The organism is Streptomyces sp. NPDC030798 (assembly GCF_055572275.1).
Genome location: NZ_JBVIDR010000003.1, coordinates 37,886 through 52,091 on the forward strand (window position 1 = coordinate 37,886; position 14,206 = coordinate 52,091).

The following is a 14,206-nucleotide window of genomic DNA, read 5'->3' on the forward strand; positions in this document are numbered from 1 at the left end:
GTGCCCGGACCCCTGGCTCAGGCGGCGAGTGCGTGACCGGGGTGCAGGACGACCTTGGTGTAGCCCTCGATGCGCTTGTCGAACTTCTCGTACGCCTGGGGTGCCTGTTCCAGCGGAAGCTCGTGGGAGACCACGAAGCTGGGCTTGGCCCGCCCGGCGATGATCATGTCGCGCAACTGGCGGTTGTACCGCTTGACGTTGCACTGGCCGGTGCCCATCTGCTGACCCTTCTCGAACATCCGGCCGATGGAGACCAGCAGTTGGCCGTGCTTGGCGTGCTCGTCGGGGCCGCCCGGGTCGGACGGCACGTACAGGCCCGGTACACCGAGCTTGCCGGTGGGGCGTACCGTCTCCACGAGCGTGTTGAGGACGACTGCGGGTTCCTCGTGGCTCGTGTCCTGGTGGGACTGCGCCTGGTAGCCCACGGCGTCCACGCCCTTGTCGGTGCCCTCGCCGTTCGTCTTCTCCTTGATCTGCTCGGCCGGGTCGCCCTGGGTGAAGTCGATCGGGATGGCCCCGATCTCCTCCGCCTTGGCCAGCCGCTCCGGCACCCGGTCCACCGAGAACACCTTGGACGCGCCGCGCAGGAGCGCCGAGTAGGCGGCCATCAGGCCGACCGGTCCGGCGCCGAAGACGGCCACGGACTCACCGGGCGTCACCTCCGCCAGCTCGCAGCCGTGGTACCCGGTCGGGAAGATGTCGGCGAGCAGCACGAAGTCGGTCTCGAACTCCTCTCCTTGTGGCAGTTTCAGGCAGTTGAAGTCGGCGTACGGCACGCGTATCCGCTCCGCCTGGCCACCGAGGAAGGGGCCCATGGCCACGTATCCGTAGGCTCCGCCGGCGAATCCGGGGTTCACCGTGAGGCAGAAGCCCGTCTTGCCGGCCAGGCAGTTCTTGCAGAATCCGCAGGCGACGTTGAACGGCATCACGACCCGGTCGCCCTCGGAGAGGGCGGTCACGCCGTCTCCGACCTCCTCGATGATGCCGAGGTTCTCGTGGCCGAACACGATGCCCGCCTCGGCGGCCGTACGGCCCTCGTACATGTGCAGGTCGGATCCGCAGATCGCGGTCGACGTGACGCGTACGATCACGTCGTTCGGGTGCTGTATCTGCGGATCGTCGACGTCCCTCACCGTGACGCTGAAGGGCTTTTCATAAACGACGGCTTTCACCTGTGTCACCTCCGCGGCGAGCGCTGGATGACGGCGGCGAGGGAGAACGGCGGCCGGGGGACGCACAGCAGGGATCCGGGCCCTGCGACTGTGCCGTGGCCCGACGTGCGATCGCTTCACCGCCGGTACTTCCAGGTAACGCCCCTGCGGCAGGGACCGCAACCCACGTCGGCGCGGCGGTCCGCGGCCGCGCGATGTCACCGCGCCAGGGCGTCGAACAGCACGGCGGGATCGGGTTCGGGGCGGCGGTCCAGAGTCTGTTCGGCCCAGATCACCTTGCCCTGCGCCGCGTAGCGGGTGCCCCAGCGCTGTGCGAACCGGGAGACCAGGAACAGGCCGCGGCCGCCCTCGTCGGTGGTGGCGGCGCGCCGGAGCCGGGGTGAGGTGTTGCTGCCGTCCGACACCTCGCAGACCAGGGTGCGCCCGTGCAGGATCCTGACCCGCACGGGCGGTGCGCCGTAGCGGATGGCATTGGTGAGGAGCTCGCTGAGGATCAGCTCGGTGGTGAACGCCGTGTCCTGCAGTCCCCATTCGTCCAGCCGGCCGCTCACCTCCGCCCGCACCCGGGAGACGGCGCGCACGTCGGACGGCACGTCCCAGACCGCGACATGGGAGGGGTCCAGCAGCCGGGTGCGGGCGACCAGGAGTGCCACGTCGTCGCTGGGGTGCGCGGGCAGCATCCGCTCCACCAGGGCGCGGCAGGTCTCCTCCGGTGTCCGCCCCGCCTGGGCGAGGGCCGAGCGGAGCGCCTCCAGGCCCTCGTCGATGTCCCGTCCGCGGTCCTCGACGAGACCGTCGGTGAACAGGACGAGCCGGCTGCCCTCCGGCAGGTCCAGTTCACCGGCCTCGAAGGGGTGCCCGCCGACGCCGAGGGGCGGCGAGAGGGGGAGGTCGGGGAAGGTGACCCGGCCCCGGTCGTCCACCACGGCAGGGGCGACGTGCCCGGCGCGGGAGATTGTGCAGCGCCCCCCGACCGGGTCGTAGACGGCGTAGAGGCAGGTGGCGCCGGTGAGCGGGGCGCGGTCGTCGTCGGCGCTCGCGGTGTGGCTGTCGAGGCGGTTGACCATCTCGTCGAGGTGGCCGAGCAGTTCGTCGGGGGCCAGGTCCAGGGAGGAGAAGTTCAGCACGGCGGTGCGCAGCCGTCCCATGGTCACGGCGGCGTGCAGCCCGTGTCCCACGATGTCGCCGACGACGAGGGCCACCCGGAAGCCGGGCAGCGGGATGACGTCGAACCAGTCGCCGCCGACGCCGGACTGCGCGGGCAGGTAGCGGGAGGCGATCTCCAGGACGTCCTGGTCCGGCAGGTCGACGGGCAGCAGGCTGCGCTGCAGGGTGTCGGCCATGGCGTGTTCGCGCGCGTACCGGCGGGCGTTGTCGATGGCGACGGCGGCCCGGGCGACCAGTTCCTCGGCCACCGCGACGTCCTCCTCCTCGAAGCGCCGGGAGCCGGAGCCGCGCCAGAAGTTGACCATGCCGAGGACGATGCCCCGGGCGCGCAGCGGGACGGTGATGAGCGAGTGGATGCCGAATCCCAGGGCCCGCTCCGCGCCCTCGGGGTCGTGGGCCCGCCAGTCCTCGGCGGTGTGCAGGTCGGGCACCAGGACGGCCTTGCCGCGGTTCAGGGCGGCCACCATCGGGGTGTCGGCGACGACGAAACGGATCAGGTCGCCGACCGGTTGCAGCGGGTGCCCCGCCCGCACCTCGCGCAGCGCCGTGCGGCGCATCCGGTGCACGGCGCCCGTGGGTTCCTCGCCGCGCAGCACGGCGTCGAGGAGTTCCACGGTGACGAAGTCCGCCATGCGCGGGACGGCCACCTCGGACAGTTCCTCGGCGGTGCGCCGGACGTCGAGGGTGGTGCCGATGCGCATGCCGGCCTCGTACAGGTACGACAGACGGCCCCGCGCCACCTCGGCCTGGCCGGACAGGGCCGTCAGTTCCGTGGTGTCGCGGACGGTGGCGACCAGGCCCTGTTCTCCGCCGTAGGGCGCGGTGAGCCGGGTGTTCACCGCCACCAGTCGGTCGCCGACCGGGATCACCTGGTCGGAGGCGGCCCGGCCGGAGTCCAGCAGCCGGGTCAGGCCGCGCCCCAGCCCCAGGTCGCTCACGTGCCGCTGGTCGGCGTCCTCGGGCAGGGCCAGCAGGCGGCGTGCCTCGTCGTTGGCGAGCAGCAGGTGCCCGTCGCCGCCGACGATCAGGACGCCCTCGCGCACGGCGTGCAGGACGGCGTCGTGGTGCTCGTACATCCGGGTCATCTCGGCCGGGCCGAGTCCGTGGGTCTGGCGCAGCAGCCGTCGGCTGACCAGGGCCGTGCCGCCGGTCGCGAGGGCGAGGGCCGCCGAGGCGGCGCCGATCAGCATCGGCAGTTGCCGGTTCAGCAGGTGGCCCAGGGTCGCGAACTGGATCCCTGTGGTGACGATGCCGACCACGCGCCGGCTGGAGTCCATCACGGGGACGACCGCGCGGACGGCGTTGGTGGGCTTGCCGTGGAAGGTCTGGGTGAACGCCTCGCCCGCGGCGGCCCGGCCGACGTCCTCGGCCCGGGTGCCGATGAGCGCGGGGACGGGGTCGGTCAGGCGCACGCCGTGGGTGTCCAGGACGGTGACGAAGTCGACGCCGGAGCCGCGCCGCGCCCGCTCCGCCGCCGGCTGCAGATGGGCCGTCGGGTGCGGTGAGCGCAGCGCGAGCGCGGTGCCGGGGGCGTGGGCGAAGGCCTCGGCGGCGGCCAGGGACCGGTTGCGGGCGTTGTGCTCGGCGTCGTAGCGGCCCTGGACCACCAACGCGGCGGCGGCGACCGCGACGAGCACGAGCATGATGAGGGCCTGCAGCAGGAAGACCTGTGCGGCGAGGGTGCGGACGCTCAGGGGACGCGCCAGGCGTCCCGGTGCCGGCCGGGGGCCGGGGCGGGACGACGGTCCGGAGGACCACCGTGTGCCGGGCGGCGCCGCTCTCCCCCAGGGCCAGCGGGAACGTCCGCTCATGACCCTTTTGTAACACTGTGGCTCCGCGCTCGGCGACCGCTGCCGTTCCGGGGCGCCGGCGGGCCGGTGGATCAGTTCCGCACGGGCCGGGGCCGCAGGAGCAGCAGGGCGATGTCGTCGTTGCGGGGGCCGTACCGTCCGGCGTGCTCGACGAGGGCGTCGTCGAGGCCGTCGAGATCCCTGTCCGGTGTGCGCGTGAGGTGGGCGGCGAGGTCGGCGGTGGCGTCGTCGATGTCCGTGCCCGGAGTCTCGACCAGTCCGTCGGTATAGAGGACGAGCACGGATCCGACCTCCAGGGGGAGGTCGGTGTCCGGGTGGTCGGCGCCGGGGTCGATGCCGAGCAGCAGTCCGGGCGGGACGCGGAGCACGTCCGTGCGGCCGTCGGGACGGCGCAGCAGGGGCGGGAGCGCAGCAGCCGACGGGCAGGAGCGGGGGCGCAGCAGCCGACGGGCAGGCGCTCGGTGAACCTCAGCGCGGCCAGTGCCCGGGCCGGGTAGGCCTCGCCGTGGTGCCGCGAGGGCAGCACGCGCGGCTCGTCCGGGGGCGGCAGGGGGCGTCCCGCGTCGGCGGCCCGCTGCAGGAGCCGGCCGGTGCGGCGGCAGCAGTCGACGTTCGCTGCTCGCTCGGCGGCACTGAGGTGCGGGGGTGCCAGACGGACCACAGCAGCACGAAGCCGCCCCACGCCCGGCTGTCGCTCACGAGCGGGGCGGCGGCCGGCATGAAGTCGGAGGGCAGGACGATGCCCAGCCGCGGGTACGGGCGGGCGATCTCCTCCTGGCCGGCCGGCCGCACCAGGCGCCGCTCGCGCAGGGCGTCGACCACCGGGACGGGGGGCGTCCAGGTCCATCCGGGCCCAGGGCGCCGCGAGCTGCGGGGAGCGCCCGAGACCATGGCCAGGCGCAGCGCCCGCCCGTCCCCGGCGCGCAGGTGGAGCAGGCCCGGGGACGCGCGGGTGTGCTGCATGACCTCGGCCAGTGCGGCGTCGAGCTGCTCCGGCGGCATCTCGGGGGCAGCGCCGGGACCGGCGGTCCGGCGCACGGCGCTGACCCGCTCCCAGGAGACGGCGCGGGCCCCGCCCGCGGAGTGCCACACCCCTCGCGCCACGTACCACCCGCTGCGGCACGCCCGGTCAGGGGTCGTCGGCGGGGCCGGCCGGTGTGCTCACTGCCCGGCGCCGGCGCGGCGCTGCGCCTGGCCGAACTCGGTCAGTGGGTCACCGCCGGCCTGCCAGGGCCAGGGGGTGACGACACCGCCGAGCGCCTCGAAGACCGCGTGGGCCTCGTGCCGCCGGTCCGCGGCCGTCAGCGCGTAGGCGAGGGTGTTGAGGTCGGCGAGGGCCTTGGCGTGGCGGAGGAATCCCGGCTGCACCCAGGTGTGGGCCACCCGGTCTAGGGCCTGGGTGGCCATCGCGTGGGACCAGTGGTTGCGGGCCACCAGCGCCTCGACCCCGCCCCGGCCGAGCAGGGTGTGGTACTGCAGGACCTGGGCGGTGAGCTCGGTCGCCGCGCAAGGCACGTTCGCGGGCATCCGGGCGCCCAGACTGTCCACGAACTCCAGTACCTGGACGCGGGAGCCCGCCTCCTCCGGGCTGAGATAGCCGAGCATGCTCAGGTAGGCCTCGCGGTTCCACCGGTCGCGGGCCAGCACCTCGTTCCACACGCCGAACACCTGGGACTGCGGGCGGCGTTCGAGGCGGGCCAGCTCCAGCAGGACCACCCACGGAACGGGGTCCTCCGGCGCGAGCTCGGCGGCCCGCAGGCAGCTGTCGACGGTTCCTGCCGAGTCCTCCGGGGAGCCCTGGCCGCGGGCGCGTGCCACCTGGGTCCAGGCGTGCAGCACCAGTGCGTTCGCGTTGCGCGGCTCGCGGGCGGCCCAGGAGCGCGGCAGGTGGGTCTCGGTCAGGTAGTCGGCCAGGACGCCGAGGCGGTGGGTGCGGCGGTCCCAGTCGCGCGCGTCCTGGTCCAGGAGGCGGGAGATCTGCGCCACGCACAGGTCGAGGGTGGCGATCGTCCCCGTCCTGGTGGTCGCCACCAGGGACTTCAGGAGCCTGCCCAGGTCCTGGTCGTCCAGCTCCGGGGCGAGACGTGACCTTCTGCGGCGACTTGAAAGGAATGCCATGCCGGGAGGCTAGAGGGCACGGGGATTCACACAAGGTTTCAGCCAAGATCGTTACTGAATACACGACTCAGCTGCGGTTACCGGCTCGTATGGCGAGAAACAGGAGCCGGCGGTGGCGGCGCGTTCCGGTGCGAGGTGGGCCGGCCCGGGGGCGGTCAGGCGGACTGCTGGGACGCCGCGGCGTCGGGGCGCAGGTCCTGCAGACCGAGGAGGTGGGTGGGCGGGTCGGGCAGGACCACGCGGCGCGTGGTGCGCAGGCCGGGGCCGACGTGCAGCAGTTCTCCCGGTGCCATCCGGTGCCACTGCGGGTGGTCGTCCATGCGTTCACTGGCGACCACGACGGCGGGGTGGACGGCCAGGTGCTGGGAGTGGACGCGCAGGTGCCCGTGCGTTCCGCTGTGGTCCAGGTGCCTGCCGCCGTGCTGGCCGCCGGACGGACGCCGCAGGACGTGGAGGTCGTGCGTCGCGGGGTAGCGCAGGGCCCAGAGATCCTCTGGCGTGATGAGGACGAGGTTGAGCGCTAAGACGGGCAGGTTGCGGGCGACCCACCGCGCGGCCTCTTCGATGCCGGTGCCGACGTCCCCGTGGCGCCGGATCTCCCGGGTGATCAGGGCGAAGAAGCGCTCGGAGTCGGTGTCGCCCTGCACCAGGGCGAGGTCGGCGCCGAGGTGGGTGTCGAGGAGGTCGAGTCCCTCGATGACGCCGTTGTGCGCGAAGAGCCGGCCGTCCTGTTCGAAGGGGTGGGTGTTGCGCAACTCCAGGCCCCCGGTGGAGGCGTAGCGGATGTGCGCGAGGAAGGTGGCGGACTCGGCCTGCCGTGCCTCGGCGGCGAAGGCCCGGTCCTCGTAGGCGGCGATGGGGTCCTTGTGCACCACGGGGGTGCCGTCGGCGTCGAAGTAGGCCAGGCCGGTGCCGTCCGGGTCCCGGTGGCTCTGGCTGCTGAGGCTGTCGGGGGCGTCCAGCAGCCAGAACGTCGCGCGGGTGCGCTGCGGTGCGCTGCTGAGCCCGAACAGTCGGCACATGGGCTTCCTCCCCTGGGCGAGACCCCTGTCGGACACCTACGGGTACCCCGCGGGGACCACCGGTGTCCGCGCGTAGCCTGCTCCCGTGGCTGTCTCGCGTCTCCATCGTGTCGCCGTCGTCGTGCTGGAGGGGGCCAAGCCGCTCGATGTCGGCATCCCGGCACAGGTCTTCACGACCCGCGCGAGCATGCCGTACGAGGTGCGCGTGTGCGGCGCGGCGACCGGGCTCGTCACCGGCGGCGACGGGCTGTCGTACCACGTCGCCCACGACCTCGGCGCGCTGGAGTGGGCCGACATCGTGTTCATCCCCGGCTACCGGTTCCCCGACCGGGACGATCCGCCGCGGGCCGTGGTGGAGGCGCTGATCGCCGCCCACGACCGGGGCGCGCGGCTGGCCGCGATCTCGACCGGCGCGTTCGCCCTGGCCGCCACCGGTCTGCTCGACGGCAGGCGGGCCACCACGCACTGGCACTACGCGCGGGCGCTCGCCGCGAAGCACCCGCTGGTCCGGGTCGACGAGAACGTCCTGTTCGTGGACGAGGGCAGCGTGCTGACCTCGGCCGGCGCCGCCTCGGGCATCGACCTGTGCCTGCACATCCTGCGCGGCGACCTCGGGGTGGCCGCGTCCAACCACGCCGCCCGGCGCCTGGTCGCGGCGCCGTACCGCAGCGGTGGTCAGGCGCAGTACGTGCCGCGCAGCGTGCCGGAGCCGCTGGGCGAGCGGTTCGCCGTGACCCGGGAGTGGGCGCTGCACCGGCTCGGCGAGCCCCTCACCCTGGAGGGGCTCGCCCGGCACGCGGGGGTGTCGGCGCGCACCTTCTCGCGGCGCTTCGTCGAGGACACCGGCTACACGCCGATGCAGTGGGTCATGCGCGCCCGCATCGACCGGGCCCGTGAGCTGCTGGAGCGCTCGGAGCGCAGCGTCGAGCAGATCGCCGCCGACGTCGGTCTCGGCACCGGCTCCAACCTGCGGCTGCACTTCCAGCGGATTCTGGGCACCACGCCGAGCGAGTACCGGCGCACCTTCACACGGGGCGAGTAGCCCGCCCGTCGGATGGCGCGATCCTTGCGGACCATGGCGATCGCGCCGCTGTCCCGGACGGGCACGGCCCGCGAACCTGGTGGGGAAGACGAAGGGACACCACAGATGACTCGCATCGCCATCAACGGATTCGGCCGTATCGGACGCAATGTGCTGCGCGCCCTGCTCGAACGGGGCGGCGACCTCGAGGTGGTCGCCGTCAACGACCTCACCGAGCCCGCCACCCTGGCCCGGCTGCTCGCCTACGACACGACGGCCGGCCGGCTCGGCCGCCCGGTGACCGTCGACGGCGACGCCCTCGTGGTCGACGGCCGGCGCATCGCGGTGCTCGCCGAGCGCGAGCCGGCGCAGCTTCCCTGGGCGGAGCTGGGCGTCGACATCGTGCTGGAGGCGACCGGCCGTTTCACCTCGGCGAAGGCCGCCCGCGCCCACCTCGACGCGGGCGCGAGGAAGGTGCTGGTCAGCGCGCCGTCGGACGGCGCCGACGTCACGCTCGCGTTCGGTGTCAACACCGGTGCCTACGACCCGGAGCTGCACACGATCGTCTCCAACGCCTCCTGCACGACGAACGCACTCGCGCCGCTGGCCGCGGTGCTCGACGAACTCGCCGGTATCGAGCACGGTTTCATGACGACGGTGCACGCCTACACGCAGGAGCAGAACCTGCAGGACGGTCCGCACCGCGACGCCCGCCGCGCCCGTGCCGCCGGGGTGAACATCGTGCCGACCACGACCGGCGCCGCGAAGGCGATCGGGCTGGTGCTGCCCAACCTCGACGGGAAGCTGTCGGGCGACTCGATCCGGGTGCCGGTCCCGGTGGGCTCGATCGTCGAGCTCAACACGACCGTCGCCCGGGACGTGACGCGCGAGGACGTGCTGGCGGCCTACCGGGCGGCGGCCGAGGGTCCGCTGGCCGGGGTGCTGGAGTACTCGGAGGACCCGCTGGTGTCGTCGGACATCACCGGCAACCCGGCCTCGTCGATCTTCGACTCGGCCCTCACCCGTGTCGACGGCCGCCATGTGAAGGTGGTCGCCTGGTACGACAACGAGTGGGGCTTCTCGAACCGTGTGATCGACACGCTGGAGCTCCTCGCGGCCGGCTGACCGGGCGCCCGGTGCGGGCGCCGGGCTCACAGCAGCCTGCGGATGTCTCCGCGCACCCGGTAGAAGCCGCCGGCCGCCGGGTGCAGGGCGTCCACGACGTAGCGCGCCCCGGGTTCGCGTATGGCGCGCGGGAACTGGACGTTCCATGAGGTCTCGTAGCCCTGGGAGATCACGTGCACCCGCAGGCGGCCGTTGTCCTGGACGCACTCGACGACGACCGCCCCGGCGGGGGCCTGCGCCACCGTGGCGACCTCGGCGACGGCGGTGGCCGGGGCGTACGTCGGCAGGGCCGCGGCGAGCTTGATGTCGCGCGCGACCGGCACGGAGCCCTGCTGGGCGGCGGTGATCGCCGTCTCGCTCGCGTCCACGCACACCAGTGAGCCGTCGGTGGTCACCAGGTAGAGCCGCTCGTCGCGGTACTGCATCGACAGCGCGGAGCCGCCGCCGGTCCCGAGCTTCCACAGGCGCCTGCCGTCCTCGTCGAAGCAGTAGACCGAGGACGCGGAGTCCCCGGCGAAGACGAACCGGCCCCCGGGCGACGTGGCGCACGAGTAGACCGCGCTGTCACAGGCGTAGGTGGCCTCGATGGCGCCGTCGGTCTTGGCCAGTCGCTGCACGACGCGGTGCCCGGTGCCCGCGTACACCGCGTCGTCCTCCTGCCAGCCGAACAGGACGCTGCCCCGGGTGGTGGTGTGCCACAACTCCCCGCCGCCGTCCGGGGCGTAGGCGGTGACGCCGCGGTGATGGCCGTGGTAGACGGCCCGGTCGTCGGCCCGGACCAGCCAGGCGTGCTCGCCTTGGCTGCGGCGGGCCCACTGGTGTTCGTCCTCGTGGTCGATCACGGTGAGCCGGCCCTCGCGGTCCGAGACGTTCAGGATGCCCTCGTGGATGTCCAGCCAGAAGATGTCGACGTCCGCGGCGATGTCGTAGGCGGCGAAGGGCAGCTTGGAGGACAGGTCGTAGACCTTGCCGTCGTCACAGCCGGCGTAGATCCAGAAGTCGTCGGCGACCAGGCACTTCACGCCGTCCGGCAGGCTGAAGCGGGCCAGGACGCCGCCGTCGTGGTCCAGGGTGTAGACGTCACCGGCCTGGTTGCCCACCCAGCAGCGCTCGTCGTCGACGTGGATGCCGAACGCCGCCGACCCCGTGCGGAACCGCCACAGCACCGGGGCCACGGCGCGCGCGGTGGACGGCGCCGAGGTCACCTGACGCCGGGTCACCGGACGGGGTGCGCGCTGGCCGGCCACGGCCGGGGCGTATCCCTTGCGGACCTTCTCCCCCACCTTCTTCGCGGCGGCGGCCCGCGCCTTCTCCGGTGAGGGGAACGTGGTCGTCTGCGTCTGCCCGGCGGCGCCGATCCGGCCGTAGCGCACCGTCACCACCTGGCCGTCGACGGCCACTTCGTAGAACTTGTGCGCGCCGCCGCCCTCCTGCGACAGCTCCAGATACGTCGTCGACACCGCGGACCCGGCAGTCATGGCAGTCCCCTCCCCAGGACGGACCCGCGGCCTTGTCCGGCAGGTCCCATGACCCGAACCATACGAGCGGCCACTGACAACGCCTGCGGATCACCGCACCGGTGGGGCGGACGCGCCCACGGGAAGGTGCCGGGAGCCGTCCTCAGCGGGGCCAGTCGTCCGGACCGCCGCCGCGCCACTCGATCCAGTCGGCGCCGACCACGTCCTCCGGCTCCACGTCGCCGAGGCCGGCGCGGCGCAGGAACTCGACGAGGTCGATGATCGTGTACGCCAGCCCGGCGAAGGAGTCGGCGACGCGGACGCGGCGGCCACCGTCCGGTGCGGGCGGGTACACGATCACCTGGGGCATGGCGCCACCCTCGCCCGGCACATGTCGCGACGCACTCCGGGCGGGCCCGTTCGCGCGAACGCCCCACCTCTGCGGGACAGGCGCCGCGCGGGGCATGAGGATGACATCAGGAGCGTGAACGGGGGTACCCCTTGTGCGGAGGTTCAGATGTTCGAGGCAGGCGATATCCGGGAGTGGCGCGGTCACGACGTGGTGGACCCGGGCGGCCACAAGATCGGCGTTCTGGAGTCGGTGTACGTGGACACCGCCACCGACCGGCCCTTCTTCGCCACGGTGACGGTGGGCCTGCCCACGCGTCGCCGGCTGGCGTTCGTCCCGTTGCCCGGTGCGACGGTGGGACCGGGCTATCTCAAGGTCGCCCACAGCAAGGACGTGGTGAGAAAGGCCCCGGCGATCGACACCGACGGCGAGCTGCGCGCGGCGGACGAGCCCGAGATCTTCGCTCACTACCAGTTGGACTACGCCCCGGGCGTCGGCGGCGAGCGACGCCTGGCCCGCCGCTGATGCACCGAAGCCGCCGAAGCCGCCGGGAGATCTCATGATCCTGTTCCTGCTGCTGGTCCTCGTGGCCGTCGTCCTGGGGATCATCGGATTCGCCGTTCACGGCCTGTTCTATCTGCTGATCATCGGTGCCGTCGTCCTCGTCGTCGATCTGGTCTACGGCGCGCTGCGCTTCCGGCGCGGGGGCCGCAAGCACCGCATCGCCCGCTGACGCGGTCCGCGCCGCCTCCGGTGAGGCGGCGCGGCGCCCGGTCAGCCGAGGCCGAGGACGGTCATGGTGCGCTCGGCCATGCGCTGCTCGCCGAGGGCGTTGGGATGCACGGGGACGATGTTCTGCCCGAAGAGCAGCGGCTCGATCCACCGGGTGCCGGCGGGCGCGCACGCGTCGTGCCCCTCGGAGGCCTGGGCGAAGTCCACGTACGTCGCCCCCGTCTCCTGCGCGGCCCGCTCGACCACGGCGTTGAGGTGGGCCTGCAGCGCGTGGACATAGGGCACGTCGCCGGAGGCGAGGGGCAGCTTGGCGAAGCAGGACGGGTCGGCCGTGGCGGGTGTGATCCACGGATAGCCGAGGACGGCCACCCGGGCCTCGGGGGCCCGGGCGCGGACGCTGCGCAGGGCGTTCTTCAGCGCGGGGTAGGTGTTCGTCTCGATCGCCTGGTCGAAGGAGGTGCCGTAGGTGTCCTTGCAGGGGCTGCCCCGGCCGCCGCTGAGGACGCCCGCGGTGCCGCAGGCGAGGATGGCGTTGATGAAGGTGCCGTTGTCGTTGCCGCCGATCGTCATGGTCACCAGATCGGTGTCGCCGGTGACCGCGTCGACCTGCGGGGCGACTCCGGGGTACTGGGCGGTGGTGAAGTCCTTGGTCTGGGCGGCGCCGCAGGTGACGTCGGTCAGGCGGGCGCCCGTACGGGCGGCGAGGACGTGGGGGTAGTTGGCCGTGGAGCGCAGGCAGATGAGGTTGCCCAGGTCGACGGGGAGGACGCCCGAGGCGGCGCTGTAGCTGTCGCCGAGGGCCGCGTAGGCGAGCGGTTCGGTGGCGTGGGCGGGGGCGCCGGGGGCGGTGAGGCTCAGGGTCAGGGCACCGACGGCGGCTGCTGTCGCGGTCATGACACGAGTCAGTGCGGGCATGGGTGGGTGCTCCCTCTTCTCGGGAAGGGTGCGCGGCTGATGCGGGGCCCGGGGCATGACGGCGCCCACGGGGTGCTGGTTCGTGAGAGTGCGGCGGCTCGTGCGCAGAGGGGGGGTGGCGGCCGGCGGGCGTGGGCGGGGCGGCACACGTCACGGCCGTGACGGACCGGGTGCGGGGTGACCGTGCGGTCCTACTGATAGGTAATGTGCGGCCGCCGGAACACCGAGTCAACATTGTTGACCGAACTTCTTGAAACGCTCACGAGCCCGGGGTCCGAGGCCCGCCGATGGCGCCTATGCGCCCTTGCGGACGGCGAGTTGAGACGAACGACCGAAGGCGGACGAACCGCCGCCTATGCTGTGCCGCATGCCGCAGACCGGAGCCGGTACGGCCACCCGCGACGCCATCCGGACCGCCGCCGCCCGGCTGTTCCGGGACCACGGGTTCGCCAGGACCACCGTCCGCCGGATCGCGGCCGACGCCGGGACCGATCCGGCGCTGGTGATCCGCCATTTCCGGAGCAAAGAGCTGCTGTTCCTGGAGACCATGCGCCTCACCGTCGACCGGGCCCCCCTCGTCGACGTCGCGCTGGAGCAGCTCGGAGAGCGGCTCGCCGAACTCCTCCTCGACCTCGACGGGTCCTCGCGGGGGGTCTTCCTGGCCCTGGTGCGCGGCAGCAACGAGCCGCGGATCCTCGACCGGCTGCGGGAGACCCACGAGCAGGTGCTGATCGAACCCCTGCGCGACCGGCTGCCGGGACCCGACGCCGACCTGCGGGCACGACTGGCGGCCTCGATGGCCGCGGGCCTGCTGTACGCGCTGTGGGTGACGAGGGACGAGGCCCTGCTCCGGGCCGACCGCAAGGACCTCATCCGGCGCTACGGCGCGCTCCTCCAGGAGGCCCTGACCCCGAGCATGTGAGCGTCTCGCGTCCGACACCCGAGGGGCGGACGCCGAAATCGGAGCCGATGGTTCCGTGACATCTGCCACACCTCGTCCCGATCTAGGGGTGCCGGATAGTAGGTGCGCGTCCGACGACATAAGGGATTTGTCCGTCTTGGCGGGGGCGACCGCCCCGCCGGATCCCGGGGCAGACCCACCGTTCGACCTTTTCGCCCTGTCGTACCGGAGCAGAGGAGTCCTGACGGAATGTCAGGCACCGGCCCGGCTGCCTACCGCCGGATCTGCACGTCCCCACGCGCTTGGCAAGAGGGGTCCTCGACTACGAAGCAGGCTAGTAGAAAGGCCCTTTGCGTACCCTCTCGGGCCGTCCACACAATGACGGCCCGCAAGGCATCTCCGCAGCTCGGAAGCGG

At 72.9% G+C, this 14,206-nt stretch carries 14 protein-coding genes; 5 read left to right on the plus strand and 9 right to left on the minus strand.

Features of this window, described 5'->3' with window-relative positions:
• Positions 1-17: 17 nt before the first annotated feature.
• From ACZ404_RS08475 to ACZ404_RS08500, 6 genes are all read right to left on the minus strand, one after another.
• Complete coding sequence (locus ACZ404_RS08475; protein WP_468437277.1) at positions 18-1,172, minus strand: glutathione-independent formaldehyde dehydrogenase; 1,155 nt, start codon at positions 1,170-1,172, stop codon at positions 18-20.
• A 197-nt stretch (positions 1,173-1,369) separates the two neighbouring features.
• Positions 1,370-4,150 carry a SpoIIE family protein phosphatase gene (locus tag ACZ404_RS08480; protein WP_468437279.1) on the minus strand — a complete coding sequence of 927 codons (2,781 nt, stop codon included), beginning with the start codon at positions 4,148-4,150 and terminating at the stop codon, positions 1,370-1,372.
• 71 nt (positions 4,151-4,221) lie between these two features.
• Positions 4,222-4,593, minus strand: a complete 372-nt coding sequence (locus tag ACZ404_RS08485) for a PP2C family protein-serine/threonine phosphatase (RefSeq protein ID WP_468438126.1) — start codon at positions 4,591-4,593, stop codon at positions 4,222-4,224.
• 25 nt (positions 4,594-4,618) lie between these two features.
• On the minus strand, positions 4,619-5,254 hold the full coding sequence (locus tag ACZ404_RS08490; protein ID WP_468437281.1) for a hypothetical protein: 636 nt from the start codon (positions 5,252-5,254) through the stop codon (positions 4,619-4,621).
• Positions 5,255-5,311: 57 nt separating this feature from the next.
• A complete protein-coding gene (locus tag ACZ404_RS08495) occupies positions 5,312-6,268 on the minus strand; it encodes a hypothetical protein (protein WP_468437283.1) in 957 nt (318 codons plus the stop codon).
• A gap of 155 nt (positions 6,269-6,423) precedes the next feature.
• Positions 6,424-7,290, minus strand: a complete 867-nt coding sequence (locus ACZ404_RS08500) for a class II glutamine amidotransferase (protein WP_468437285.1) — start codon at positions 7,288-7,290, stop codon at positions 6,424-6,426.
• An 85-nt stretch (positions 7,291-7,375) separates the two neighbouring features.
• Between ACZ404_RS08500 and ACZ404_RS08505 the strand changes: the two genes are divergently transcribed.
• Together ACZ404_RS08505 and gap are read left to right on the plus strand one after the other, a co-directional pair.
• Positions 7,376-8,332: a GlxA family transcriptional regulator gene (locus ACZ404_RS08505; RefSeq protein ID WP_468437287.1), complete on the plus strand. Its 957-nt coding sequence runs from the start codon at positions 7,376-7,378 to the stop codon at positions 8,330-8,332.
• A 105-nt stretch (positions 8,333-8,437) separates the two neighbouring features.
• Positions 8,438-9,436: a type I glyceraldehyde-3-phosphate dehydrogenase gene (gene gap, locus ACZ404_RS08510; protein WP_468437289.1), complete on the plus strand. Its 999-nt coding sequence runs from the start codon at positions 8,438-8,440 to the stop codon at positions 9,434-9,436.
• A 26-nt stretch (positions 9,437-9,462) separates the two neighbouring features.
• On the opposite strand, the gene ACZ404_RS08515 is transcribed toward gap, so the two are convergent.
• A complete protein-coding gene (locus tag ACZ404_RS08515; protein ID WP_468437291.1) occupies positions 9,463-10,914 on the minus strand; it encodes a WGR domain-containing protein in 1,452 nt (483 codons plus the stop codon).
• Positions 10,915-11,056: 142 nt separating this feature from the next.
• On the minus strand, positions 11,057-11,263 hold the full coding sequence (locus ACZ404_RS08520) for a hypothetical protein (RefSeq protein ID WP_468437293.1): 207 nt from the start codon (positions 11,261-11,263) through the stop codon (positions 11,057-11,059).
• A 147-nt stretch (positions 11,264-11,410) separates the two neighbouring features.
• Between ACZ404_RS08520 and ACZ404_RS08525 the strand changes: the two genes are divergently transcribed.
• Both ACZ404_RS08525 and ACZ404_RS08530 read left to right on the plus strand, forming a co-directional pair.
• Positions 11,411-11,767, plus strand: coding sequence for a PRC-barrel domain-containing protein (locus ACZ404_RS08525; protein WP_468437295.1), 357 nt, complete (start codon positions 11,411-11,413; stop codon positions 11,765-11,767).
• A gap of 34 nt (positions 11,768-11,801) precedes the next feature.
• The gene (locus tag ACZ404_RS08530) at positions 11,802-11,975 is read left to right on the plus strand and encodes a hypothetical protein (RefSeq protein WP_468437297.1); all 174 of its coding nucleotides are present in this window, start codon (positions 11,802-11,804) and stop codon (positions 11,973-11,975) included.
• A 41-nt stretch (positions 11,976-12,016) separates the two neighbouring features.
• Here the strand turns inward: ACZ404_RS08530 and ACZ404_RS08535 are convergent, their stop codons facing one another.
• Complete coding sequence (locus ACZ404_RS08535) at positions 12,017-12,868, minus strand: SGNH/GDSL hydrolase family protein (RefSeq protein WP_468437299.1); 852 nt, start codon at positions 12,866-12,868, stop codon at positions 12,017-12,019.
• 388 nt (positions 12,869-13,256) lie between these two features.
• On the opposite strand from ACZ404_RS08535, the gene ACZ404_RS08540 reads away from it, so the two are divergent.
• Complete coding sequence (locus tag ACZ404_RS08540; protein ID WP_468437301.1) at positions 13,257-13,811, plus strand: TetR/AcrR family transcriptional regulator; 555 nt, start codon at positions 13,257-13,259, stop codon at positions 13,809-13,811.
• Positions 13,812-14,206: the final 395 nt, after the last annotated feature.

What these genes read in the sequence shown, in the direction of transcription:
- ACZ404_RS08480 (WP_468437279.1), bottom strand. Translation starts at nt 4,150, where the DNA reads ATGAGCGGACGTTCCCGCTGGCCCTGGGGGAGAGCGGCGCCGCCCGGC.
- ACZ404_RS08495 (WP_468437283.1), bottom strand. Translation starts at nt 6,268, where the DNA reads ATGGCATTCCTTTCAAGTCGCCGCAGAAGGTCACGTCTCGCCCCGGAG.
- ACZ404_RS08500 (WP_468437285.1), bottom strand. Translation starts at nt 7,290, where the DNA reads ATGTGCCGACTGTTCGGGCTCAGCAGCGCACCGCAGCGCACCCGCGCG.
- gap (WP_468437289.1), top strand. Translation starts at nt 8,438, where the DNA reads ATGACTCGCATCGCCATCAACGGATTCGGCCGTATCGGACGCAATGTG.
- ACZ404_RS08515 (WP_468437291.1), bottom strand. Translation starts at nt 10,914, where the DNA reads ATGACTGCCGGGTCCGCGGTGTCGACGACGTATCTGGAGCTGTCGCAG.
- ACZ404_RS08520 (WP_468437293.1), bottom strand. Translation starts at nt 11,263, where the DNA reads ATGCCCCAGGTGATCGTGTACCCGCCCGCACCGGACGGTGGCCGCCGC.
- ACZ404_RS08525 (WP_468437295.1), top strand. Translation starts at nt 11,411, where the DNA reads ATGTTCGAGGCAGGCGATATCCGGGAGTGGCGCGGTCACGACGTGGTG.
- ACZ404_RS08530 (WP_468437297.1), top strand. Translation starts at nt 11,802, where the DNA reads ATGATCCTGTTCCTGCTGCTGGTCCTCGTGGCCGTCGTCCTGGGGATC.
- ACZ404_RS08535 (WP_468437299.1), bottom strand. Translation starts at nt 12,868, where the DNA reads ATGACCGCGACAGCAGCCGCCGTCGGTGCCCTGACCCTGAGCCTCACC.
- ACZ404_RS08540 (WP_468437301.1), top strand. Translation starts at nt 13,257, where the DNA reads ATGCCGCAGACCGGAGCCGGTACGGCCACCCGCGACGCCATCCGGACC.